Origin of the sequence: Rhodococcus sp. O3 (genome assembly GCF_048897285.1) — a bacterium.
Classification (GTDB): Bacteria; Actinomycetota; Actinomycetes; order Mycobacteriales; family Mycobacteriaceae; genus Rhodococcus.
This window is the reverse complement of record NZ_JBMBTE010000009.1, coordinates 39109-61154: the sequence shown is the minus strand read 5'-3', so window position 1 is coordinate 61154 and position 22046 is coordinate 39109. Positions and strand designations below refer to the sequence as shown.

General features: G+C 66.3%; 17 protein-coding genes and 1 riboswitch. Of the genes, 9 read left to right on the top strand and 8 right to left on the bottom strand.

Annotated features, from left to right (window positions below; translation table 11 throughout):
• Positions 1–38: 38 nt before the first annotated feature.
• Positions 39–1283 carry a PucR family transcriptional regulator gene (locus ACN675_RS05080; RefSeq protein WP_420749825.1) on the bottom strand — a complete coding sequence of 415 codons (1245 nt, stop codon included), beginning with the start codon at positions 1281–1283 and terminating at the stop codon, positions 39–41.
• A 120-nt stretch (positions 1284–1403) separates the two neighbouring features.
• On the opposite strand from ACN675_RS05080, the gene ACN675_RS05075 reads away from it, so the two are divergent.
• The 3 genes from ACN675_RS05075 to ACN675_RS05065 are packed head-to-tail and all read left to right on the top strand — an operon-like array spanning position 1404 to position 6747.
• Positions 1404–2813, top strand: a complete 1410-nt coding sequence (locus tag ACN675_RS05075) for an MFS transporter (RefSeq protein ID WP_420749824.1) — start codon at positions 1404–1406, stop codon at positions 2811–2813.
• Positions 2810–5299 (top strand): alpha-L-rhamnosidase C-terminal domain-containing protein, encoded by a 2490-nt coding sequence (locus ACN675_RS05070; RefSeq protein WP_420749823.1) that lies wholly within the window; start codon positions 2810–2812, stop codon positions 5297–5299. Before ACN675_RS05075 ends, ACN675_RS05070 begins: the two co-directional genes overlap by 4 nt.
• Positions 5299–6747 (top strand): carboxylesterase/lipase family protein, encoded by a 1449-nt coding sequence (locus ACN675_RS05065; protein ID WP_420749822.1) that lies wholly within the window; start codon positions 5299–5301, stop codon positions 6745–6747. Before ACN675_RS05070 ends, ACN675_RS05065 begins: the two co-directional genes overlap by 1 nt.
• 5 nt (positions 6748–6752) lie before the next feature.
• Here ACN675_RS05065 and ACN675_RS05060 read toward each other — a convergent pair whose 3' ends face one another.
• The 5 genes from ACN675_RS05060 to soxR form a co-directional block, all read right to left on the bottom strand.
• Positions 6753–7763 (bottom strand): LacI family DNA-binding transcriptional regulator, encoded by a 1011-nt coding sequence (locus ACN675_RS05060; RefSeq protein ID WP_420749821.1) that lies wholly within the window; start codon positions 7761–7763, stop codon positions 6753–6755.
• A gap of 33 nt (positions 7764–7796) precedes the next feature.
• Positions 7797–9254 (bottom strand): rhamnulokinase, encoded by a 1458-nt coding sequence (locus tag ACN675_RS05055; RefSeq protein WP_420749820.1) that lies wholly within the window; start codon positions 9252–9254, stop codon positions 7797–7799.
• Complete coding sequence (locus ACN675_RS05050) at positions 9251–11287, bottom strand: bifunctional aldolase/short-chain dehydrogenase (protein ID WP_420749819.1); 2037 nt, start codon at positions 11285–11287, stop codon at positions 9251–9253. Before ACN675_RS05050 ends, ACN675_RS05055 begins: the two co-directional genes overlap by 4 nt.
• A gap of 56 nt (positions 11288–11343) precedes the next feature.
• The gene (gene rhaI / locus ACN675_RS05045) at positions 11344–12501 is read right to left on the bottom strand and encodes an L-rhamnose isomerase (protein WP_420749818.1); all 1158 of its coding nucleotides are present in this window, start codon (positions 12499–12501) and stop codon (positions 11344–11346) included.
• 123 nt (positions 12502–12624) lie between these two features.
• Entirely contained in the window at positions 12625–13074 is a 450-nt protein-coding gene (gene soxR / locus ACN675_RS05040) for a redox-sensitive transcriptional activator SoxR (RefSeq protein ID WP_420749817.1), read from the bottom strand.
• Positions 13075–13120: 46 nt separating this feature from the next.
• On the opposite strand from soxR, the gene ACN675_RS05035 reads away from it, so the two are divergent.
• The 5 genes from ACN675_RS05035 (at position 13121) to ACN675_RS05015 (ending at position 18667) form a co-directional block, all read left to right on the top strand.
• On the top strand, positions 13121–14548 hold the full coding sequence (locus ACN675_RS05035; RefSeq protein WP_420749816.1) for an MFS transporter: 1428 nt from the start codon (positions 13121–13123) through the stop codon (positions 14546–14548).
• A 241-nt stretch (positions 14549–14789) separates the two neighbouring features.
• A riboswitch (cobalamin riboswitch) is annotated at positions 14790–14918 on the top strand.
• Between the two features lie 111 nt (positions 14919–15029).
• Complete coding sequence (locus tag ACN675_RS05030) at positions 15030–16043, top strand: ABC transporter substrate-binding protein (protein WP_420749815.1); 1014 nt, start codon at positions 15030–15032, stop codon at positions 16041–16043.
• Positions 16044–16126: 83 nt separating this feature from the next.
• Positions 16127–17155 (top strand): FecCD family ABC transporter permease, encoded by a 1029-nt coding sequence (locus ACN675_RS05025; protein ID WP_420749850.1) that lies wholly within the window; start codon positions 16127–16129, stop codon positions 17153–17155.
• Positions 17152–17928: an ABC transporter ATP-binding protein gene (locus tag ACN675_RS05020; protein ID WP_420749814.1), complete on the top strand. Its 777-nt coding sequence runs from the start codon at positions 17152–17154 to the stop codon at positions 17926–17928. The genes ACN675_RS05025 and ACN675_RS05020 overlap by 4 nt, the downstream gene beginning before the upstream one ends.
• Positions 17929–18049: 121 nt before the next feature.
• The gene (locus ACN675_RS05015) at positions 18050–18667 is read left to right on the top strand and encodes a (2Fe-2S)-binding protein (RefSeq protein WP_420749813.1); all 618 of its coding nucleotides are present in this window, start codon (positions 18050–18052) and stop codon (positions 18665–18667) included.
• 161 nt (positions 18668–18828) lie between these two features.
• Here ACN675_RS05015 and ACN675_RS05010 read toward each other — a convergent pair whose 3' ends face one another.
• Positions 18829–19314 (bottom strand): allene oxide cyclase barrel-like domain-containing protein, encoded by a 486-nt coding sequence (locus ACN675_RS05010; protein ID WP_420749812.1) that lies wholly within the window; start codon positions 19312–19314, stop codon positions 18829–18831.
• Between the two features lie 228 nt (positions 19315–19542).
• Here ACN675_RS05010 and ACN675_RS05005 point away from each other — a divergent pair, with 228 nt between their 5' ends.
• A complete protein-coding gene (locus ACN675_RS05005) occupies positions 19543–20484 on the top strand; it encodes a LysR family transcriptional regulator (protein ID WP_420749811.1) in 942 nt (313 codons plus the stop codon).
• Here the strand turns inward: ACN675_RS05005 and ACN675_RS05000 are convergent.
• Positions 20477–21952: a 4-hydroxyphenylacetate 3-hydroxylase N-terminal domain-containing protein gene (locus ACN675_RS05000; RefSeq protein WP_420749810.1), complete on the bottom strand. Its 1476-nt coding sequence runs from the start codon at positions 21950–21952 to the stop codon at positions 20477–20479. The two genes, ACN675_RS05005 and ACN675_RS05000, sit on opposite strands and share 8 nt — an antisense overlap.
• Positions 21953–22046: the final 94 nt, after the last annotated feature.

The following is a 22046-nucleotide window of genomic DNA, read 5'->3' as shown; positions in this document are numbered from 1 at the left end:
GCGGGCCGGCGCGGCAAGCCCCCTGTCCACCGCGGATCCTATCGCCCGTCCGGTCCCGGTTCGGCCAGAGTCTGAACCGTGAGCGCAGCCGCCACCAACTGCCTGCCCTCGGCCGTCGCGAGGTTCACCCCACACAAGGCCGAAATCCGCCCGATGCGGTAGTCGACGGTGTTCGGGTGTATGTGGCGCGCACGCGCAGTCGCCCGTCGATCGAAACCGGAGTCGACAAAATCACCGAGTGTGGCCATAAGTTCCGGATTGTCGATGATCGGAGCCAGAGTCGACGCCAAACGGCGGTGGGCGAGACTGGGCCGTGACAGCTGGTACTCGAGCATCAGATCCGAAAGCTGATACAATCCCGGCGCTCGGCGTGTCCGGCGGGCGATTCGGACGAGTTCTTCGGCGACCGCGAGTGCCTCGTGCACCTGATGCACGGGCGCGAGCTCCGCGCCGGCCACGACCGGCCCTCCCCACGCGTTCGACAGTTCCTCACCGAGCACGGCCAAATCGACGGGTTCGTCCGCGCCGGTGTCGTCCCACGGTACGAGAGCGGTCCCGCCTGCCTCGCCGAGCACGGCGATCGTGGATCCGGACCCGATCCCGTCGACTACGCGCTCGAGCCGGTGGACCCGCCGGCGCGTCGATACTGCCTCGCTCGCGTCATCGTCGGCCGGCGGACTGCCCGTGATACTGAGAACCAGATACTTTGCAGCGAGCCCTATTCCGGCCCGTCTGGCTGCGGCTTCGACATCCGTCCCCGAGATCATCGCCTGGAAGAGCGCGAATCTGGCGTCCTGTTCGTGCATGGACATCCGGGCGCGCTCGTTCGCATAGCCGGTCGCGACCACGCCGAGAACGGTGTCGAGTTGGGTGAACAGCAGCCCAGTCGCGACCGACAGGTCCTCCAGGTCCGCCGGACCGGCCGACCGCGCCATCCGCTGCCACACCTCGCCGAACCCGCGGACGTAGGCGGCGATGATGGACTCGAGGGTGGCGCCGTCGTCGGCACGCCGAGCCGCCGATGCTGCGAGCGTGTCGAGATCCGGGTCGGCCGGGGTACGTTCGGCGGTCGCCATGACGCGGGCGATCAGGCGCAGATTCAGCTCGACGATCCACTCGATATCGGGAACCGAGGAGCCGGACCGACGAGTGCGGTGCACAGGATTGGTCTCTGCGAACGCTGCGATCACGGTCCGGCGCAGTTCCCGGTCGCCGAGTATCACCTCCGCCGCCGGACGCCCACCTACCTGGGGCGGAACGAAGACCGTCGTTTTGTGTTCCATCACAAAATCATGGAATGGAGATCCGGCTTCTGTCCACTACATCTCCCTGATCGGGCACTGCACCCTTGGTATGAGCACCGAAAACGGTGCTTGAACATCGCGTGAACGGAAGGCGTGTCGATGACCGCTCCCAGGGTCGACGTCCGGACAAACACCGCGCTCGGGTTCGGGGAGAAGGCGAGCTACTTCGCCGGAAACCTCGGCAACATCATCCTCAGCACGGTCATCGGATCGTTTCTCCTGATCTACCTCACCGACGTCATCGGCATCGCAGCCGCGGCGGTCGGCAGCTTGTTCCTGGTGGCCCGAATCGTCGACGGCGCGAGCGACCCGATCATGGGATATCTCGTCGACCACCTCCCTGCCACGAAGCACGGACGGTTCCGCAGCTACCTCCTGATCGGCGGCGCTCTGGCGACGGTGAGTTTCGCGGCACTGTTCCTTGCGCCGGCGTGGCTGTCGGCGAGCGTCGTCGCAGTCTGGGTTACGTACCTGCTGTGGGGTATCGCATTCGATTTCATGGACATCCCGCTCAATTCGTTGCTCCCCGTCATGTCCGGTGACCCCTCGACTCGCGGCCGTCTCGCCTCGATCAAGGGAGCAACTTATCTCTTCGGCACGGCGCTGATCACCGCGGTAACGCTGCCGGTGGTCGACGCTCTCGGGGGCGGTGCCGCGGGCTGGCAGACCTACGTGATCGCGATCGCCATCATTTCGTTCGTGCTCACCGCACTCGCTGCGCGCGGTGTCCGCGAACGCATCCGGCCGGTGAGCACGGAAAAGTACCGCTTTGCCGACCTGCGCCGGATGTTCCTCGGCAACCGCGCCGTCCCGATCCTGCTGGTGTCCAAGGTGGCGACAAGTTCGGCGAGCGCGGCGATGATGGCCGGGCTCCCCTTCTTCTTCTCCTACTATGTGGGAGACAGATCCCTACTCAGCGCAGCTGCGATTGCCATGGTTGTGCCCATGGCGCTCGGAAGCATTGCAGCCCCCGCCCTGTCCCGCTGGACCGGGTCGAAGCCCGCCTACCTAACCAGTATCTCCGTGGTGATCGTCGGGTTGTCGAGCGTCGCGCTGCTCCCCGATCTGCCCGGTGCCGCCTATCTCGTGTGCTTCGCCGTCACTGGTTTCGGGTTCGGCGGCGCCGTCGCCGTGAACTACGCCCTGCTCGCCGAGCTCACCGATTTCGTCGAGTGGAAGAGCGGATTCCGATCCGAGGGCGCGCTGGCGTCGCTCGCGTCGTTCGCAGCAAAGGCCGGCGCCGGCGTAGGTGGTGCGGCCATCGCCTACGCCCTCGCCGTGACCGGATATGTCGCCAACGAGTCCCAGGACAGTGCCGCTCGTAACGGAATCCTGCTGGCGCAGTCGATGATTCCCGCGCTCCTTGCCACTCTGGGCGGACTGATCTTCCTCGCCTACCCCATCACACGCAAGGTCGCCGCGATCGCGATCGCCGAGGTCGGGCGGCGCCGCATCGAATACGCTTCGGCCGACCCCGATCGAATCGACGATCCGGAGAACACACGATGACTCTCACCCCCGTCCGCAGGTCTTCTGGAGCTGCATTCTGGATCCCCGACGAAGCGGAAGCATATCGCTGGGCTGCCGAGTGGATCTGGTCGGCCGAACCGGCCCTGGTCCCTCGGTCCGTGGTGCCGTTCGGTGCGCACGACCCGAAACGATTCGACCGTTGGGTGTTGTTCCGCGGGATGGTCGACCTCCCCCGCGTACCGGAGTCGGCGGACCTCCGGATCACCGCAGATTCCCGGTACCGGCTTTGGATCAACGGTGTGGAGATCGGTACGGGGCCGAGCCGGCACGGACCGCGATCCCTGACAGCCGACCGCTACCCTGTCGCCACTACGCTGCGCCCCGGACGCAATGTCGTGGCGGTGCTCGGCCGATTCTATGGCCACGCTGTGCCGTGGTGGGAGCCGGCGGCTCCGTCCTTCACCACCGGCGGGGGCGGACTGCTCGCCGAACTCGACTGCGACGGCGAGGTCGTCCTCGCGACAGGAGACGGTTGGCGGGCGTACCCGGCGGACGCGTGGACGCCGTCACGGCCCCTGTCGATGCTCACGTCCCAGATACCGGAGGTATTCGACGCCCGCCTGCTCGATCCCGCATGGACGAGCGTCGATTTCGACGACACCGCCTGGCCGACGGCGACGGTTCTGTACGAGCATGCCGTCGTCGGGCCGGTAGGTCGTGCCCGTCCGCCGATCGGCCCGTATGGACAGATCGGGAAGCGTCCGATCCCGTTGTTGACCGGGCATATACGGACACCTGCCTCCCGCGAGCAGTTTGCACTGCCCGACGATGATCCGTCCGATGTGTACACCCGACTCGGCACCGACGTCGCGGCCGCGATCCCCGGCACAGCCGGTGCCGCGTCCGCACCTCGCGGCAGCGGACAACGTCGACTGGTGGTGTACGACTTCGCTGCGATCGTCGCGGGCACGGTGTATCTGGAGCTGTCGGGCAAGGAAGGCGACACCGTGACCGGGGCTCTCGTCGAGGCGGTGTCACCCGTGGCGTTTCGCAGCGCGGCCGCGTTCGAGGTGACGATGCGGAACGGCGATCTGTCGTTCGAGCCCGACAACCCGGTGGGTGGCCGTTATCTCGTGCTTTCCGTGAACTCTCCGACACTCGAGATCCATCGAGTGGAGGTGCGCGAGCGCAGACGTCCGCGCGTGCCCACTGGTGGCTTCCGGTGCAGTGATACCCTGCTCAATCGGATCTTCGACGTCTCGGTACGAACCGTCGACCTCACGTCTCGGGATGCCTACCTGGACTGCCCAACTCGCGAACAGCGTGCGTGGACTGGTGACGCCGTCGTGCACCAGTCGGTCGACCTGGTCGTCAACGGCGACTGGAGTCTTGCCCGATGGAATCCACGCCTGCTCGCCCAACCACGGCAGGACGGAATGCTACCGATCGTTGCGGTCGGTGACTTCGCCAATCCGGTAGTGCCGCCCATTCCCGACTGGGCACTGCACTGGATCCGATCGGTACACAACCTCTACCGCTACACCGGTGACCGAGCGCTGGTGGCGGAACTACTTCCCGTTGCCGAGCGGGTCCTGCGCTGGTTCCTGCCGTACCGTCGTGCCGACGGCCTTCTCCACGAGGTTCCCGGCTGGGTGTTGATCGATTGGTCTCCGGTCCAGGTGACGGGATGCTCGGCAGCACTGAATGCACTGTGGGCCAGAGCACTTCGCGATTTCGGTGAGATGAGCGAATGGCTCGGCGACGCCGGGAAAGGGACGTGGGCGCAATCGTTGCACGGGGACGTCCGCGTCGGCTTCGAGGCATTCTGGGATCCGGTGCGCCGGGCGTACCGGGATACGCTGCCCGATGGTGACCGTCCCCGTGCAGTCAGCGAGCACACGGCAGCGGCAGCGGTAACTGCGGGACTCGTGCCGGCCGAACGCAACGATGCCGTACTGGCCTTGCTGCTCGACCGCGATGCCATGTTCACCCGGACTCCGCTCAGTGACCACGGTGTGGACAAGGCCGGACCGGAGAACGGTGCTCCCATTTCGGTGCGCCCCGAACCCGATTGGGACACGGAGACACTGGTGGTCGGCGCGCAGCCGTTCTTCCGCTACGTGGTGCACGAGGCCATCGTCCAGCTCGGCGCCGCACACCGGCTCCCGGTACTGTGCCGGGACTGGCGTGAGCTGCTCGCGACGGGACCGACCGCTCTGCGCGAATGCTGGGAGGGGGGATCCTTTGCCCACGGCTGGTCCGCGACCCCGGCCCGCGACCTTGTCACCTTCACACTCGGGATCTCCCCCGCGGCGCCCGGATACGGGCGGGTGCAGATCGCCCCGCGGCTCGGCGACCTGGACTGGGCCGAAGGTTCCGCCCCCACCCCAGCCGGTGTCGTCACCGTCCGAGCCACCTCCGAACTGGTGGAACTGACATCCCCGGTGCCGGTCGACTATATCGGGGAGGACGGTCGCGAACTGTCGCTCGATCCGGGAAACCACGAAATCGAGGTGCGCTTGTGATGACTCGGTTCACCTCGGTCACCATCTCGTCGGGACCTCTTCGCGGAACCACGGTCGACGGCGTCGATCGTTTCCTGGGCGTCCCGTACGCCGCCGCGCCGTTCGGTCCTCTCCGCTTCCAGGCGCCCAGACCGCACGCTCGCTGGGACGAGGAGCGGGACGCCACCCGGAACGGCCCGACAGCCCCGCAAAATCCATACGCCGACGGTCTCGAACGGTTGTTGCCGACCATCCGGATCGACGGTGCGGAGATCCTCACCGCGAACATCTGGGCTCCCACCGAACGCACCGGAGGCGGGGTACCTGTGCTGGTGTGGATCCACGGCGGCTCGCTCTCGCACGGCAGCAATGCCCTACCGATGTACGACGGTTCACGTTTTGCTCGGGACGGAATCGTGTTCGTGGCGTTGAACTATCGACTCGGGGTCGAGGGCTTCGCGGTTCTCGACGACGCCCCCCTCAATCTCGGTCTCGCCGATATCGCTCACGGTCTGCAGTGGGTGCACGAGGAGATCGCGGCGTTCGGCGGCGACCCGACGCAGATCACCGTGGCCGGGCAATCGGCGGGCGGCACTCTCGTCGCCGGTCTGCTCGGGCACCCTACCGTCGGGCATCTCGTGCGACGGGCGGTGATCCAGAGCGCTCCCCTGCAGGCCGACGATCGGAGCAAGGCCGGGCGCATCACTCGGCTCGTGGCCGACAAGCTCGGCACAGGGACCACCCGCGCCGAGTTCGCGGCCCAGAAGCCTGAAACCATCTTGGGGGCACTACGCGCTTTGACGGGGAAGGCCACACCGCTGGCTGGTGGTCCCGGCTTCGGCCTCGTCCTCGACGAGTCGACCGTGCCTGGCAGTCCCGTCGATGCGCTCGCAGGTGGCATTGCGGACCACGTCGACATCCTGATAGGCACCACGCGAGACGAATACCGCTTGTGGACGGTGCCGACCGGACTCTCCGAGAGGATCGGCCGCGTCCATCTGACGCTCGCACGTCTCAAGTCTGGCGTCGGCCGGTGCGTCGTCGCACGGTACCGGGCCAATCGGCGGGGAATGAAAGCAGGCGACGTACTCGGTGCAGTCGTGATCGACATGCTGCTGCGCCGGCCTCTGGTCCGGATTGCCGACGCCCGTTCGCGACGCGGCGCCAGGACGTGGGTATACGAGTTCGTCTGGCCGAGTCCGGTCGAACGACTCGGTGCCGCACACGGAGTCGAACTCGGTTTCGTCTTCGATCTGCTCGACCTGCCCGAATACCGGGCGCTGAACGGGCACGGAGCACCCCAGCAGCTTGCCGACGACATGCACGGTGTGTGGGTGTCTTTCGCCCGTGGCGACGATCCGGGCTGGCCCGCCTGGGACGAACACCGGAAGGTCCGAATCTTCGGTCCGGTACCGGGACCCGTACAACCGCTACCCCGCGCGGATGAGATAGACGTCTGGGATCGCTGACATCGTCAGCCGACGCCACCGGTGGACACCCGAGGCACGAGCACCGGCTGGAAGTGCAGGTGCTCAGGTGCCCGGCCGGGGTCGTCGACCGTCGCCGTCAGTAGGTCGACAGCGGCGGCACCGATCGTCGCGCGCGGCTGCCGCACCGACGTGAGCGGGACCACCGCCGACGCCGCGAAGTCGATGTCGTCGTAGCCGACGATCGCGATGTCCTCCGGCACCGCCGCGGCACTGCGGAGCACCAGTTCCTGGACGACGCCGAGGGCGAGGAGGTCGTTGGCGCAGAAGACGGCGTCGGGACGGCGGCCGACGTGAATCCGAGCGAGTCGTTCGGCGGCGCTGCGTCCTGCTGCCACATCGGACCCGGCAGTCTCGATCACCTCCACTGTCACCCCGGCGTGCGCCGAGGCGGCGCCGCGAGCACCGTCGAGACGGTCCCGGATCTGTCGTAGCGTCGACGGTCCACCGACGAATGCGATATGTCGCCGTCCGATCTCGGCGAGGTGGTGTACCGCGATCGCTCCGCCCGCCACGTCGTCGACGGCAACCGACGAAAAGGGCGTGCCCGTGCCGTCCCGATCGACCAGTACCACCGGAGTGCCGCGGGACTGCATCTGTTCGAGGCGCGTCAGGTCGTCACCCACGGGGGAGACGAGCATCCCGTACACCCGGAGCTCATCGAAGGTGTCCAGGTATAGCCGTTCCCGCTCTGGGTCCTCGTCGGTGGTACCGAGCAGCACTGTGAGACTGTTCTCGGCCGCGCGTTCCTCGGCAGCCCGTGCGATGTCGGTGAAGAACGGATTGCCGACGTCGAGAACTGCGAGGCCGATGCAGCGGGAACGCCCAGCGCGCAACTGCCGGGCTGCGTCGTTGCGCACGAAGCCCAGCCGGCGGATTGCCTTGTGGACGCGCTCGACGGTGGCAGGGGCAACCTTGTCAGGGTTGTTCAACACGTTGGAGACCGTTCCGACGGACACCGACGCCGCCGCCGCGACATCTCGCATACTCACGGCCATGACGCGTCCTCCTCACCGACCGGTGGCAACCAGTCATACCAGAGCCGGGCTCCCCCTTCTTCGGGTGCGGGGTGTGTATGTGCGCGGAACATAGGTGCCGGCGACGAGCGCCCGCAGTGTCTCGAGGTCGCCGCGTACCAGTCCGTGGGCACGGGCCTGGACGAGGGCGTTGCCGAGCGCGGTTGCCTCGACCGGTCCGGCGAGAACGGCGATGCCGGCACGATCCGCGATGGCCTGACACAGCAGCGTGTTCTGAGCTCCGCCACCGACGAGGTGAATCCTGCGGACGTCGACTCCCGAGAGGGCCGCGGCGGTGTGCACTGCGGCGGAGAACGAGGCCGCGAGGCTGTCGATGATCGCGCGGACCAGGTGCGGACGGCCTGGTGGGACCGGTAGATCGTGCTCGGTGTACCACCGCTCGATGCGGTCCGGAACGTCACCGGGCGGGAGGAACCGCGGATCGTCGGTGTCGAACAGCGCGATCGGCTGCGGGCACTCGGCGGCTTGCATGAGCAGCTCGGGCAGGTCCACCGGGCCGTCGTCCCGCTCCCACGTCCGAACCGACTCGCTCAGCAGCCACAATCCCATGACGTTGTGGAGCAAACGAATTCGTCCGTCAACCCCGGCCTCGTTGGTGAATCGGGCGTGCTGTACCTCCGGCGAGACCACAGCCCGGGGAACCTCGACACCGACGAGCCCCCAGGTCCCACAGGAAATGTAGGCCGCCGCCGTCGCATCCATGGGAACCGCGGCCACGGCCGACGCGGTGTCGTGCGACGCCACCGCAGACACCTGGACATCGGAACCGAGTCCGAGCAGATCGGTGATCTCCGGCAGGACCGGCCCCAGTACGGTGCCCGGATCGACCGTGTCCGGGAACAGATGGGCCGGAACCCCAAGTTGCGCACACAGGTCCCGGTCCAGGGCGCCGCCGAGATCGCGCAATCCCGTTGTCGACGCGTTGGTGCGCTCGGCAACAGCGTGTCCCGTGAGCCAGTACACAACGAGGTCCGGGATGAGCAGGGCACGGTCGGCCGAATCCAGCATGCCCGAGATCCGTTCGGCGGCCAGTTGGTACACGGTGGTGAAAGGCAGAAATTGGAGGCCGTTGCGTTGGAACAGTTCGTCGGGAGAGACTATCTCGTGCACCGCCGCGACGCCCGCCTCGGTGCGGACATCGCGGTAGTGATGGGGCAGCCCCAGAAGCTGCCCGCCGCGCAGCATTCCGTAATCGACAGCCCACGAATCGATGCCGATCCCGAGCAGTGCATCCGCTTGCGTCACCGCGCTTCGAAGTCCCCGGCACACCTGCCCGAACAGCCCGGGAAGATCCCAGTGCAGGGCGGCCCGGGTGCCGTTCCACAGGTGCACGGGCTCGTTCGGGAACCTCGCGACGGCATGCATCTCGAGCACGCCGGGCCCCACCGACGCCAGCATCACCCGGCCGCTCGTGGCGCCAAGATCGACCGCGGCGACCTGCCCGGCGTTCATCGCAGGAACGCCGCAGCGACTCCGGCGTCGACCGGAACATGCAACCCTGTCGTGTGCGAGAAGTCGGAGGTGCACAGCGCGAACACGGCAGCGGCGACGTGTTCGGGAAGCACCTCTCGCTTCAGCAAGGTCCGCTGCGCGTAGAACGCGCCGAGATCGTCCTCATCGATCCCGTACACAGCGGCTCGCTCGGCGCCCCATCCACCTGCGAAAATGCCCGAACCTCGCACCACACCATCCGGATTGATGCCGTTGACCTTCACCCCGTGCTCGCCGAGTTCCGCGGCGAGCAGGCGTACCTGATGTGCCTGGTCGGCCTTGCTCGCCGAGTAGGCGAGATTGTTCGGTCCCGCGAACACCGAGTTCTTCGACGAGACGTACAGGATGTCGCCCCCCATCCCCTGCTCTATCAATGCCGCGGCGGCGGCGCGTGAGACGAGGAACGATCCGCGGGCCATCACATCGTGCTGAAGGTCCCAGTCGGCAACGGTGGTCTCGAGCAACGGCTTCGACAGCGATAGACCGGCGTTGTTCACGACGATGTCGATACCCCCGAAGGCCAGCACGCATGTGTCGACCGCCGCCTGCACGGCCGCTTCGTCGGTGACGTCCGCGGCGACCCCGACCGCGACATCTGCGGACCCGATCTCGGCGGCGACCGCACGGGCCTGCGCGGCATCGAGGTCGGCCACCACCACGCACGCGCCCTCGGCAGCGAGGCGACGTGCGACCGCCCTCCCGATGCCCGACGCGGCACCGGTCACGAGCGCGATCCGGGTCGCCAGTGGCTTCGGTTCCGGCATGCGTTGCAGCTTGGCCTCCTCGAGCGACCAATACTCGATGCGGAACTTCTCGGAGTCATCGATCGGCCGGTAACGGGAAATCGCTTCGGCGCCACGCATGACATTGACGGCGTTGAGGTAGAAGTCGCCGGCGACCCGAGCGGTCTGCTTGTCCCGGCCGTAGCTGAACATGCCGACGCCGGGCACCAACACGATCGCGGGATCTGCCCCACGCATGGCGGGTGAATCGGCGGTGGCGTGTCGCTCGTAGTACGAGCGATACTCGTCGCGGTACCGGGCATGTAAGACCGCCAACCGTTCCTTGCACTCGGTGACGGTCGCCGACGCCGGAAGATCGAGCACCATGGGACGAACCTTGGTGCGCAGGAAGTGGTCGGGACAGCTCGTGCCGAGCGCGGCGAGACGCGGATGCTCGCTGCCTTCGAGGAATTCGAGAATCTCCTCCGTGTCGGTGAAGTGGCCGACCTTCGGTTCGTCGGTGGACGCCAGTCCGCGCAGGAACGGCGCCAGGGCGGCCGCCCTGGCGCGACGCTCGATCGACGGAAGAGCGCCGTATCCGGGCAGCGGTGCCCCGAAGGGCTGCGCCCGGCCGTGGCTCCGGATGTACTGCTCGGCGGTGTCGATGATCTCGAGGGAGTTCGCCTCCGCCTCGTCCGACGTCCGTCCCCACGCCGTGATTCCGTGGCCTCCCAGGACGGTGCCGATCGCCTGGGGATTGCGCCGACGCACGGCGGCGATGTCGAGACCGAGCTGGAACCCGGGGCGACGCCACGGAACCCACACGACGCGGTCACCGAAGATCTTCCGCGTGAGTTCGGGTCCGTCGGCGGAGGTCGCCAACGCGATACCCGAGTCGGGGTGCAGGTGGTCGACGTGTTCGGCGTCCACGAGTCCGTGCATCGCGGTGTCGATCGACGGAACCGCGCCGCCACGACCGTGGAGAGCGTAGTCGAACGCTGCAACCATCTCGTCCTCGCGGTCGACGCCCGGATACACGTCGACCAGAGCACGGAGGCGATCGAGGCGCAGCACCGCCAGTCCTTCCTCGGTCAGCGTACCAAGATCACCACCGGATCCCTTGACCCACAATACATCTACCGGATGACCCGTCACCGGATCGGTGTCGATTCCTTTGGCGGACGTGTTGCCGCCGGCGTAGTTCGTGTTCTTGGGATCGGCGCCGAGCCGGTGTGCCCTGGCGAGGAGGGCGGCGACGGTGGGGTTGGTCATGGGATGTGCGTCCTAGGGTCGATGATGTGTCGAAGAAGGATCCGAGGTGGGATTCGTCAAGAACCCCATGTAGACTGTGTCCCCCCGATCCGAGCCCTTTCAATTTCCTGCTGGTAACCCGATTGTGCGTATGCAGTGACCGGATCCGCAGGAAGCCCGCGTCGGGACCGCCAGAGCGCCAGGAGTGGGCGAACGTCGGTATAGAAGGCGTCCATGAAGACGGCGTTCGCGGTCAGCACGTCGTTCGCCCGCTGGGCGGTCTCGAGTGCGTCGAGATCGAGCAGCGCCGCACGCGCCACCATCTCCTGCACGTTGAGGACCGACCGGATCTGCGCGGGGATCTTCTGTTCGATGTTGTGACACTGATCGAGCATCAACGTGAGGTCCGAGTCGGACGCGAGGCAGTCGGCACGGAGCACCTCGACGAGGATTCGGTAGAGCTGGAACGGGTCGGCTGCGCCTACGATGAGATCGTCGTCCGCGTAGAAGCGCGAGTTGAGGTCGAAGGCACCGAGTTTCCCGAGCCGGAGCAGCTGCGCGACGATGAACTCCACGTTGGTTCCGGGGGCGTGATGTCCGGTGTCCAAGCAGACCACCGCCCGCTCCCCCAGCGCCGCCACGTGCACGAAGGCCGTCCCCCAGTCCGGTATGTCGGTCGTGTACATCGCAGGTTCGAAGAACTTGTACTCGAGGACGAGTCGCTGATCGTCGCCGAGGTTGCGATAGATCACATCGAGCGAGTCGGCGAGCCGCTCCTGTCGAGACCGGATATCGCCCTGCCCAGGGTAATTCGTCCCGTCCGCCAGCCAGATCTTCAGGTCCGTCGAGCCGGTCTGGTGCATGATGTCGATACATGCGAGGTGGTGGTCGATGGCCTTCTGCCGCACCGACCTGTCGCCGTGGGTCAGGCTACCGAATTTGTAGGAATCGTCTTGGAAGGTATTGGAATTCACCGTACCAAGGCGCACACCCAGGCTCTCGGCGTGAGCGCGCAGCCCCGAGTAGTCGTCTACCGCGTCCCAGGGAATGTGCAGGGCGACTGTGGGTGCCAGCCCGGTCAACCGATGCACGGTCGCGGCGTCGGCAATCTTCTCCTCGACCGTTCGGGCGGTACCGGGCGAACCGAAGACCTTGAAGCGGGTGCCCGAATTACCGAATGCCCACGACGGCAGTTCGATGGCCAGCGAGTCCAGAATCCGATCGAGGGTCTCCATCGACACCTTCCTGATTGAAACGTTTCAATCACGGTAGCGTCGATACGTCGAATCGGTCAATCGTCGGACAGTGGCCGGCTGCCTTTACTGGCCTGCCTCGTCACCACGCTCGACCGCGGCGACTCAATCGCAGTGGAGCCTTCGTGCACCAGGGCCCTCCGCGGAGAGTCTGTCTTCGGGATTCAGGATGCGGCACGTGTTCAGTGAGAGGCAGCCGCAGCCTATGCAGCCCGACAGTTCCTCCTCGAGCCGCTCGATCTCCCGGCGCCGCGCCTCGAGCTTGCCGTGCCACGCGGCCGAGATGCGACGCCAGTCCCGCTTACTGGGCATACGGTCGTCCGGGAGTCGGGCGAACATGTCGGAGACCTCCGAGAGAGGAATCCCGAAGCGCCTCGCCGCGAGAATTATCCCGATCCTCCGCAGCACGTAACGGGGGTAGCGACGCTGGTTGCCCGCCGTCCGCACAGACGAGATCAGATTCCGATCCTCGTAGAAGCGTACGGCGCTGGTAGCGATGCCGGCGCGTTTGGCGACCTCACCTACGGTGAGCAGATCCTTCGGGGTGTACGACACATCGCTCCTTGACTTCAACCGAACTTGAACTTCTAGGTTAGCCGACATGAGTGAATCCGCCCTGGCAGAGGATCAGCCGCCCAACGTACCCAATGATGGATGGGGCACCCTATTCCGTCGTCCGCACCTTCCCGTAGTTGTCGTACTCGCGAGCGGGATAGGCCTTTACGCGATGAACCTGTACTTCACCGCGGCGCTGATGCCGTCGGTCGTCGCGGAGATCGGAGGTGCCCGGTACTACGCATGGGCCTCGACCGCCTACCTCATCACCGCGGTCGTCGCGACGATGTTCGTCAGCCGCTTTCTCGGAATGCAGGGCGCCGCACGCTCATACGTCATCGCGTTCCTCACCTTCGCCGCCGGTACCGTGGTGAGCGCCGTGAGCCCGACCATGGAAGTGTTCATCACCGGGCGCGCGATCCAAGGATTCGGCGCGGGTCTTCTCACCGGACTCGGCTACGCGGTCATCAGGACCGTGCTCCCCGGGCAGCTCTGGACGCGAGCGACGGGGCTCGTCTCGGCCATGTTCGGCATAGGTACGCTGCTCGGCCCCGCGCTGGGAGGTCTCTTCGCCGAACTTGGCGCATGGCGCACGGCCTTCGGCGGCCTCGCCGCGATCGCGCTCGTGCTCATTCTGGTCACCATTCGCTCCCTTCCAGGCGAGAGAGTGGGGCCCGCATCGAAGGCGGCAGTACCCGTGTCCTCCATCGTCACCCTTGCCCTCACTGCCGCAGCGTTGAGCATCAGTTCCACCCTCACCGGATGGCTCGTTCCTGCGACGATCATCGGCGCCGCCGCTCTGCTCGCCGTCTTCGTGAGCGTCGACGCCAGGAACCCCGATGGTGTCTTGCCGCGCCTCACATATGTGCGGAGAGGGCGTTTGAAGTGGATCTACCTCACCGTCGCCGCGCTGTGCGCGGGCGTCATGACCGAGAACTTCATCCCGCTCTTCGCCCAGGAACTGGGTGGATTCCCGCCCCTCGTGGCCGGGCTTCTCGGCGCCGTCCTCTCGCTGGGCTGGGTCATCGCACAGTTGTTCAGCGCCAACGCTTCCGCCACCGCAAGTTCCCGATACATCCGCATCGCCCCATGGTTGCTCACGGGTGGACTACTGGGGTACGGACTGCTCCAGTTCGAGGCGCCGGGGACAGGCGTCCTGATCCTCTGGGCCGGCCTGCTCTTCCTCGCGGGCCTCGGCATCGGTCTCGCATTTCCGCACCTGTCCGTCGCGGCCATGAGCAGCACGACCGACCAACTCGAGGGCTCCAAGGCCGCTGCCGCGGTGAGCACGACACAACTGATCGCGTTCACACTCTCTTCCGCCATCGCCGGCAATCTCATGGCGATCGGAGGCGACTCGCTCCTCGTGTCGGCACGGTGGTTGATCCTCGGAACAGCCGTCCTCACGTTCCTCGGAACGTTCACCTCGTTCGCGGCCACCGGGCGATCCACGGGTTCCCGGTCCCCACGCTAGTGGGATGCCGTTGACGCAGCTTTTCCGCGGTCCTGTTCGACGATCCCGCGGGGCCTGCCCCGAACGCACACCTCAGCCGGAGCGGATCTGTTCCGACAATGCGGTTCGGGGCCGCGCGCTCGGCTTTGCGGCGGACTCGCGGGCCGCGGGGATCCGTGTGCTCGTCGCACCGGCCCTGCTCTCGTACGCCGGACCCTCCGGCGTCACGGCGGCCGGTTGTGCCCCCTTCGTGCGGTTGTGTGCATAATGACGCGAACGTTGCTGACACCCGCCGCAGGGGAAGTCCGGTCGAAATCCGGCGCTGACCCGCAACGGTAGACCGTCGATTCGACGGTGAGCCCGAATACCTGCCCGGGGGTCCGCGACTCCGATTGTCGCCGTGGTCTGCGAGACGGGGTCCAGCAAGGCAGTTCGGGCACCTCGCCATCGGCGCCTGCTGTCGTGGTGGCCCGCTCGAGCCACCCGAGCAGAGCAGAGGTCCATGATTCACCAGACCTACCCCGACCGCCGCCACATCATCGCCCTCGCCTCCGTCGCAGCCGCGGCGCTGCTGCTGACCGGCTGCTCACGCGGCACTGTCATCACCACGGACACCACCGTCGAACCGTTCGCCGAACCGGTGACCATCACGAACTGCGACCGCACGGTCACCTTCGACGCTGCCCCCCAGCGCATCGTCTCGATGAACGACCACGTCACCGAGACGTTGATCCAGATGGGTGTGGGCGACCGCATCGTCGGCATGGGATACGGCGAAAAGTCCGATCCGTTGCCTGAGACCGCGGAACAGTTCCGTGCCATCCCGGCGCTCGCAAAGGAGTATCCGAGCTCAGAACAGGTCTTCGATCTCGAGCCCGATCTCATCGTCGGGGGCATGCGCAGCGCGTTCGACGAGAAGATCGGATTCGGCCGCGACACTCTCGAAGCCTCCGGTATCGGCACATTCCTGTTCTCCGAGTACTGCGGGCAGGGATTCTCCGACATAGGGCTGCTCGTAAACGACTTCGCTCAGCTCGGGGTGATCCTCGGTGCAGAAGAAGCGGCGGCAGAACTGTCGGAACGGATTACTTCCGGTCTCGACGCTGTCGGTACCCGACTCGACGCCGCCGGCGTGCGACCGATCCGCACCTTCTTCTACGACTCCGGGGAGGCCGAGCCTCTCTCGGTTGGTGGGGTCGGAATCGGCAACCTCATCGGTAAGTACGCCGGGCTCGAGAACATCACCGCCGAAGGTTCCAAGCCATACTTCGCAACCAGCTGGGAGATCGTCGGCGAACGTCAGCCCGAAGCCATCGTGGTCCTCAACTACGGGTCGACCCGTGCCGAGGACAAGATCACCTTCCTGAAGAACCATCCCATCATGGCAACCACTCCGGCGGTACGAAACGGACGCTTCGTCGTCGTCCCACTCGACGATTTCTTCGAAAGCTCACGCATGGTCACTTCTGTCGAGACCATTGCGCGAGCGCTCCACCCGGAAGCGTTCGTGGCGTGAGCACGCTCACCGCCGATACCCCGCCCCGTCGCGCACGAATCACGCCCAGAGAGGCGTTGAGAGAGCGTCGATGCCCGCCGGTGATGGTGCTCGCGCTACTCGCCGCAGCGCTCGTCCTCGCGATAGGGGTCGCGGTGTCGCTTGGCACGCTTACCATTCCGCTCGGTGACGTGTGGGCCATCGTTGCATACCGCCTCTCTCCCGTCCCACTCGAGGCGTGGTGGGGTGACGCATGGTGGAGCCCGACCCGCGACGCGATTGTCTTCGAATCTCGCCTTCCTCGAGCACTGACCGCCGCGGTGGTAGGCGCCGCCCTCGCTGTCGCCGGAGCCGTCGCGCAAGCGGTGACACGCAATCCCCTCGCCGATCCTTATCTTCTCGGGGTGTCCTCCGGCGCCGGCTTCGGTGTCGCCACCGTGACGGTGCTCGGCTTCGGCGCAGGTACGCTCGGGATCTTCACGTTGCCTCTCGCTGCGTTCTTCGGAGCCCTGTTCCCCCTTGCCGCGACAATCGTGGTCAGCCTGCGCGCGCGTTCGGTGACGGCGATCGTGCTGGTCGGGGTGGCGTTGTCGATGGTCTTCTCCTCGCTCGTCACCTTCGTACTTCTGGTCTTGGGCGACGTGCACCAGCTCGGAACCGTGATGCAGTGGCTCGCGGGCGGATTCGGCGACGCGAACTGGACGTCGTTGATGGTGCCCGCGGGGGTTTTGTGCATCGTCGGAACCGCGGTCGTACTGTGCAGTCGGCCCCTCAATCTGCTTCTCGCCGGTGACGACGGCGCGACCGCGCTCGGCATGAATGTTGTTCGTTTCCGCATCCTGATCCTGCTGGCCGTGTCGTTGCTGGCGGCCTCGGCGGTGGCGGTATCGGGAACGATCGGGTTCGTGGGCCTGCTGGTGCCTCATCTGGCCGCATATCTCGTCGGCCGCAACGCGGCGCATCTCGTCCCGACTGCAGCTCTTCTCGGCGCAGTCACACTCGTACTCGCCGACATCCTCGCCCGCTCGCTGAGCAACACCGCCGAACTGCCCATCGGCGTGATCACCGGCCTTGCAGGAGGCCCCCTGTTCATCGTCATGCTGTGGCGACGTTACCGGCAGGTAGCCCGATGACCCGACTGCGCGCGGCCGGAGTGCACGCCCGGCTCGGGGAACGCACCGTCCTGCACGGGGTCGATCTCGAGGTCGCAAAGGGCGAAGTGATCGGCCTGGTCGGACCCAACGGTAGCGGCAAGACAACGCTGCTGCGAACCTGCTATCGTGCCCTGCCGATCACGGCCGGCGCGATCGTGCTCGACGACGAGAAGATCCACACTCTGCGTCGCCGACAGGTGGCGCGCACGATCGGGGTGAGCACCCAGGAACCCGTCGCCTTCGGCGGTCTGACCGTACGCGAATCCGTCCGACTCGGTCGCACCGCGAGACGTGGCTGGCTCACACCCTTCCAACCCGAAGACGACGATGTGGTGGCAGGTGTACTCGACCAGCTTGCTCTCACCTCGCAGGCCGACCGTGATGTCACCGAACTCTCCGGCGGAGAACGCCAACGCGTGTCGATCGCCCGCGCGCTCGCGCAGGAACCGAAGGTGCTCCTTCTGGACGAGCCGACCAATCACCTCGACCTGCGCCACCAACTCGGAGTGCTCGAACTCCTGCGCGAACTGGCCGCCCGCGGCCTCGCGGTGCTCGTCACCCTGCACGACCTGCGCCTCGCAACCGAGTACTGCGATCGGATCGCCGTACTGCAGGCGGGAGAGGTGGTCGCCGTCGGCACGCCCGAGCACGTCCTCACAACCGAGCTGCTCGGAGCCGTCTTCGGTGTACGCGGGAGCGTACGAACCACCGGCCGGCGGGTCCTCGATCTGTGGGGTCGCGTTGACACCTGACATCGTGGTCGGCCTCGATGCGCAGATGTCAGTCGCCGGAGCATACCGGCGGCTGGCACCCTTCCTCGGCGAAGTCGCTCGCACCATCGACTTGGTTGGCGAGACGTTCTCCGGGAATCGGATGACCGACGGAGACTGGCTCGCCGCCCGCGTCGCGGATACAGGCGCACGGTGGAGCTGCAACGATCCGCGTGTGAACGGCACGTTGTGGTGGTATTCGGCCAGTTCGACGTTGGTGGCCGCGCCCATCTTCATGTTGTCGACCGAGCGCCGCGCGCCCGATCCGCACTTGGACCAGCTGGAGTGCACCCTGCGCGACGACGGATACCTCGGTGCGGTGCGCTCGCACCGACTCGAACACGACGCCCGTTCCTTCGCCGCAGGACTGGTCGTCGCCTATGGATCGGTGATCGACGCTCTCGCTGCGGTATCCGGTGCAGCACATCGCGCCCTGTGGGCGATCGTGACGGACTCCGTCGCCAGCCATGCCCTCGCTGCAGGCCGCACGCTGGGCAAGATCGACGAGGCGTGCGCGCTCGCGGTCGAGCTCGCCGTACCACCGCTGCCCACACCGAGGTTTGTTGACATCGAAAGTTCTTCTCGCACCGATCGGTTCGTCAGACGAGCATCGTGCTGCCTCATCCATCTCAGGGCAGGCAACGACAAATGCACGAGTTGTCCTCGTCGGGATCCGACCGACCGCCACGCGCGGCTTCTCCGGCGCATCGACGGATCGTGACGAGATGTCCGGCCCGATACCGGCAGCCCTGAGGAACCTCGGTCGCTGGAAACCAGCTGTAGCGGCTACCCGCGCGACGGGCCGGGCACCACCGCCGGTAGCGGTGCACCGGTCCGTGTTCACCGCTCGTTCCGGTGCATCGCCAGTCCCGCCCATCGGGGCTATTTCTTCGCGAACCTGATCTCATACTTCTCGTCCGGTGTTGCGACGCCGGACACGGTGATCTCACCTCTCAGACCGGCGTACCTGCCCGTCCCTCCGGTGATGGTCATGTCGAACGGTGCGGTGGTGTGAATTCCGAGGCCCTGTGCGAAGATCTGCCCCTCCTCGAACTGGATGGTCAGCACGCAATGGGTGATGGGGCTGTCGGGCCCCGCGATGTTGGTGAACCAGCACACGCCGCCGTCGTGACCCACCTGCCGCCCGTCCTGACTGAGCTTGTCGGAGAATACGTCCACGTCACCGACATCCAGCCCCGGGGCACCGAAGTCGTGTTTGGCGACCTGGTCGTTCTCGACGTGGACGGTGATGGGATCGGGGACGGGGTCGGCCGCGGCGGGCAAAATGTCGTCGAACACGAGGACGGCGGTGAACCCGAGGACTGCGGCGCCGGCGAGGACGGCTCGGACGAGATTCTTTCCCAGCATCGTGGGTACCCCCTTCAGGGATCGACGGATCGTCGGCTGGCGCTACCGATCCGGCCGCGGGTGCGGCGCGGCGTTCACCGGATCCGAATGTATGTGGTTGCGGCACAGAGTAACTCGAACGTCATGGAGCAAATTCGCCACAGTCTCGACTGTGGGTATGTCAATGCTGAGGGAGATCCTCTACGGAAGTCCAATATCCGAATCTGCTTGCTGCTAGCATCTTCTCGCATGGAACTTCGGCAGCTGGCATACTTCGTGACCGTCGCCGAGGAGGCGAGTTTCACCAGGGCTGCCGCCAGGTTGCACACCGCACAGTCGGGTGTCAGCGCGCAGGTTCGACAGCTCGAACGCGAACTGGGCCAACCGCTTCTCGACCGGAGCACACGCACGGTGCGCCTAACTCAGGTGGGGGACGAGGTGCTGCCGTACGCTCGCGCCGCGCTTGCCGCGGCGGCCGACATGCGCCGCATCGTCGACGAGCACTCTGGTCTACTGCGCGGTCATGTGAACCTCGGAATCGTCGCGTCGTCGTCGGTGGCGTTCAATCTGCCCGCGTTCCTGACGCGGTTCAACCGCGAGCACCCGGAGGTCGGAGTATCGGTATCCGAGGCCGGTTCGGACACGCTTGTCGACGCATTGCTCGACGGCCGACTCGATGCGGCAATTATCGCGCCCGCCGGACCGGTGCCGCCGGGGCTGCAACTGGAGGTGGTGGCCGACGAGCCGCTGGTCGCGGCGGTCCGACACGACGACCCCTGGTCGGATCGATGCGAGGTCACGCTGGCCGAACTGGGCAGTCGGCCGCTTATCAGCTTCCCTCGCAGCGTCGGAGCCCGCCTCGTCTTGGAGGACTCGTTCGCGATCGCCGGGATCGTGCCGCGTATCGGTATCGAGGCAGGCGATCCCGAGGTGCTCGCGGAGCTCGCTGCGGGCGGTCTCGGGGTCGCGATTCTGCCTGAGCCCTATGCGGTTTCCCGCCGGAGCTCGTTGCATGTCCTCGGCATCGCATGCGGTTCCCTCCGGGGCCGCCTGGCGTTGGCGTGGCACGCCGGCGGCCCTCGGACCCCAGCGGCACGTGCTCTGATCGCGCAGTACCGCGGTGCGCACCCACTCGTCCGACCCACCGCCGCAGCGTCGGCGGCAGGGGGCCGGACGGGTGGGCCTAGATGAATGCGGGCGCGTGTTCGGCGTGCAGTTCGTCAGGGGCGATGCCCAGCATCGGATCGACGAGAGATTCGGACATTTCGAACTGTGCCACAGCGTGATTGAGCTGATAGGACCGGGCCGCCGAGCCGAGGTAGAACAGCTCGTACAGTTCGTTGCGTCCGCCGAGCGCGCTGCCGACGAAGTCCCATGCAGCACGGAACAGCCGCACGCGCTCACGGGCGTCGAACCCATCGGCGCCCTGCAGGTGCCGGTCCAGTAGCGGTTTCAGTTCGGGATTATCGAACGCGGATTCCGCCGGCGTGGCCAGCAGGTTGTGTGAGCCGAGCAGCTTGATGATCTCGTTGACGCGTGGGAACCATTTGGGCAGCGTCGGCCGGAGAGCCCGGAACGGGCGCTCGTCGCAGAACCACACGCCGTTGCCCCACTCGTGCGCACCCGCTTCGGCCGCGACGAGAAGGGCGCGAGTCATCTCCGCGTAAGTCCACAGTTCCCCGAGCATCTCGGTGGTCCGCGGGTCCGACGCGTTGATCGCCCGGCAGCAGCGGCTGACCAACTCGTAGGCGAAGCGCAGTTTGGCCTCTGCCCGGATAGTGGTCTGCTGCATGATGTTTGCGGTCCAACCACTCATCATCGCCGCGTTCCAGACCGTGGTGTTGCCATCGATGAACACACGATCACGTGGTATTTCGACGTCGTCGAAGATGAGGAAAGCGTCCTGTTCGTCGAACCGCCCCGAGAACGGTGCATCGTAGCGCCCCGCAGCCGCCGAGAAGTTGTCGCGGCACAACAGTTTCAAGCCCGGCGTCCCGATCGGAACGGAGAAGGCGAGCGCATACTTGCCGGCATCCTTCGGCATCGGCTGGCCGGGATAGACGGCGACTTCGTCCGCGAACGGGGCCAGGGTGCTGAGAACCATGGCACCGCGTACCACGATTCCGTGCTCGGTATCGGCTACCTTGTGCAGCGCCGACTCGCCACCGGCGGACGCAAGGTCACCTAGACCCTTGTCGACCGTCGGCCGGATGATCGCGTGGGTCAGCGCCAGGTCCCGTCGGGCGAGCTGATCCTGGAACGCAACAAGATTCTGTGCGCCGGCCTCGTTTCCATCTGCCGCCCAGACGTCGGACCGGCCTGCATGGCCGGCGAACGTGACGTTGAGATAGTCGGGTGATCGGCCCAGCAGCCCGACGGAGTAGCGGGCGGCGTGGGCCATCGCGGCATGACGCTTCTCGAGATCGGCGCGGGAACGGGGAATCAGGTGTGATGCGTTGATCAATTCTCCGCCGTCGGGGTGATCGACGAGGCAATCGTCGGCGTGCTTGTGCTGGAGGTCGTACAGTCCCGCGACCGACCGCACCGCGCCGGAAAAGGGTTCGTAGTCGGTGACATCCGGCACGCGCCGTCCGTCGACCCAGACCTCGCGGTCGTCGCGCAGCCCCGCTGTGTACTCGGTGCCGGTCCGTGGGCTCATTCTGGTTCCTCCGGGTTCTCTGTGGGGTCGAGTCCGCTGGATGGTTTTCGCCGCGGTCGACCGCGGCCCCGGAACGGGGTCGCGGTGTCGTTCG

What these genes read in the sequence shown, in the direction of transcription:
- ACN675_RS05080 (WP_420749825.1), bottom strand. Translation starts at nt 1,283, where the DNA reads ATGGAACACAAAACGACGGTCTTCGTTCCGCCCCAGGTAGGTGGGCGT.
- ACN675_RS05075 (WP_420749824.1), top strand. Translation starts at nt 1,404, where the DNA reads ATGACCGCTCCCAGGGTCGACGTCCGGACAAACACCGCGCTCGGGTTC.
- ACN675_RS05070 (WP_420749823.1), top strand. Translation starts at nt 2,810, where the DNA reads ATGACTCTCACCCCCGTCCGCAGGTCTTCTGGAGCTGCATTCTGGATC.
- ACN675_RS05065 (WP_420749822.1), top strand. Translation starts at nt 5,299, where the DNA reads ATGACTCGGTTCACCTCGGTCACCATCTCGTCGGGACCTCTTCGCGGA.
- ACN675_RS05060 (WP_420749821.1), bottom strand. Translation starts at nt 7,763, where the DNA reads ATGGCCGTGAGTATGCGAGATGTCGCGGCGGCGGCGTCGGTGTCCGTC.
- ACN675_RS05055 (WP_420749820.1), bottom strand. Translation starts at nt 9,254, where the DNA reads ATGAACGCCGGGCAGGTCGCCGCGGTCGATCTTGGCGCCACGAGCGGC.
- ACN675_RS05050 (WP_420749819.1), bottom strand. Translation starts at nt 11,287, where the DNA reads ATGACCAACCCCACCGTCGCCGCCCTCCTCGCCAGGGCACACCGGCTC.
- rhaI (WP_420749818.1), bottom strand. Translation starts at nt 12,501, where the DNA reads ATGGAGACCCTCGATCGGATTCTGGACTCGCTGGCCATCGAACTGCCG.
- ACN675_RS05035 (WP_420749816.1), top strand. Translation starts at nt 13,121, where the DNA reads ATGAGTGAATCCGCCCTGGCAGAGGATCAGCCGCCCAACGTACCCAAT.
- ACN675_RS05030 (WP_420749815.1), top strand. Translation starts at nt 15,030, where the DNA reads ATGATTCACCAGACCTACCCCGACCGCCGCCACATCATCGCCCTCGCC.
- ACN675_RS05025 (WP_420749850.1), top strand. Translation starts at nt 16,127, where the DNA reads ATGGTGCTCGCGCTACTCGCCGCAGCGCTCGTCCTCGCGATAGGGGTC.
- ACN675_RS05020 (WP_420749814.1), top strand. Translation starts at nt 17,152, where the DNA reads ATGACCCGACTGCGCGCGGCCGGAGTGCACGCCCGGCTCGGGGAACGC.
- ACN675_RS05015 (WP_420749813.1), top strand. Translation starts at nt 18,050, where the DNA reads ATGACCGACGGAGACTGGCTCGCCGCCCGCGTCGCGGATACAGGCGCA.
- ACN675_RS05010 (WP_420749812.1), bottom strand. Translation starts at nt 19,314, where the DNA reads ATGCTGGGAAAGAATCTCGTCCGAGCCGTCCTCGCCGGCGCCGCAGTC.
- ACN675_RS05005 (WP_420749811.1), top strand. Translation starts at nt 19,543, where the DNA reads ATGGAACTTCGGCAGCTGGCATACTTCGTGACCGTCGCCGAGGAGGCG.
- ACN675_RS05000 (WP_420749810.1), bottom strand. Translation starts at nt 21,952, where the DNA reads ATGAGCCCACGGACCGGCACCGAGTACACAGCGGGGCTGCGCGACGAC.